We start from the raw sequence: 1401 nt of genomic DNA, 5'->3' as shown, positions 1-1401 counted from the left end.
ATTCTGGTGCTGGCGGCGATCCTTGCGTTCCTGCGTAATACCGGCCAGCAGTCGGCGGTGCGCAGCGTCAACATCGGCTGGGGCCTGGCGCTGCTCGCCGGTCTTGGCACCTGGGCGCTGGCGGCGTATGTGATCGACGTCAGCGGCTCGCAGCGCGAACTGCTCGAAGGCGCCACCGCGCTGTTCGCCAGCGTCATGGTGCTGTGGCTCGGCGTGTGGATGCACGACCGGCGCCACGCGGCGGCGTGGCAGGATTACATCAAGCAGAGTCTGGTGGGCGGCGGCGGGCGTTTCGGCTTCGCGATCCTTGCGTTCTTCTCAGTGTACCGCGAGCTGTTCGAAGTGATCCTGTTCTACGAAACCCTGTGGCTGCAGGCCGGCCCGGCCGGGCATGACGCGGTGCTGGCTGGCGGCGCCACGGCGCTGGTGCTGCTGGTCGGCCTGGCCTGGGTGATCCTGCGCGGCTCGGCGAAACTGCCGCTGGCGCTGTTCTTCAGCATCAACGCCGGGCTGCTTTGCGCGTTGTCGGTGGTGTTTGCCGGGCATGGCGTGAAAGCGCTGCAGGAAGCCGGGATCTTCGGCACGCGGCCGGTGGCGTTCTTCGACTTCGACTGGCTGGGGATTCATGCCGATGCCTATTCGTTGACTGCGCAGGCGGTGGCGATTCTGGCGATTGTTGTGCTGTATGGGCGGAGCCGGATGGCCGAGAAGAAGCGGGTCACTGCTTAACAGCATTCGCTGCGCTCACATTCGCGGGCAAGCCACGCTCCCACAGGTTTAGCGTTAACCTTGTGGGAGCGGGCTTGCCCGCGATGCTTTTAAGAAAAGGAAAAAATCATGCGTGTATGGATCGATGCCGACGCCTGCCCCCGGGCGGCCAAGGATCTGGTGGTGAAGTTCGCCCTCAAGCGCCGGTTCGAAGTGGTGCTGGTGGCCGGGCAGCCGCAGACCAAGCCGGGGCTGGCGATCGTCAAACTGATCGTGGTGCCCAGCGGCCCGGATGCAGCGGACGACTATCTGGTGGAACACGCGGTGCCCGGTGAGCTGGTGATCTGCAGTGATATTCCGCTGGCCGATCGGCTGGTGAAGAAGGGTGTGGCGGCGCTGGACCCACGGGGCAAGGAGTTCGACGCGCAGAACATGGGCGAGCGGCTGGCGGTGCGCAACCTGTTCACTGACCTGCGTGAACAGGGCCAGATCAGCGGCGGCCCGGCACCATTCGGCGAGCGTGAGAAGCAGGCGTTTGCCAATGCGCTGGACCGGATCCTCACCCGGCTAACCCGTCAATCCTGAAAAGATCGCAGCCTGCGGCAACTCCTACAGAGTTCTGCTGATTAGTCTGTAGGAGCTGCCGAAGGCTGCGATCTTTTGATTTAAACGTCGTTCTCGTGGGTCAGTTCG

General features: G+C 64.0%; 2 protein-coding genes. Both read left to right on the top strand.

Going from position 1 to position 1401, the window contains the following annotated elements; genetic code table 11:
* Positions 1-729, top strand: a 729-nt coding sequence (locus DBR18_RS28970; protein WP_256588651.1) for an FTR1 family protein, incomplete at its 5' end; no start/stop codon positions are given.
* Positions 730-837: 108 nt separating this feature from the next.
* Entirely contained in the window at positions 838-1293 is a 456-nt protein-coding gene (locus DBR18_RS09440; RefSeq protein WP_108590130.1) for a YaiI/YqxD family protein, read from the top strand.
* Positions 1294-1401: the final 108 nt, after the last annotated feature.

Origin of the sequence: Pseudomonas sp. HMWF021 (assembly GCF_003061005.1) — a bacterium.
GTDB lineage: Bacteria > Pseudomonadota > Gammaproteobacteria > Pseudomonadales > Pseudomonadaceae > Aquipseudomonas.
This window is presented reverse-complemented; position numbering and strand designations above follow the sequence as displayed.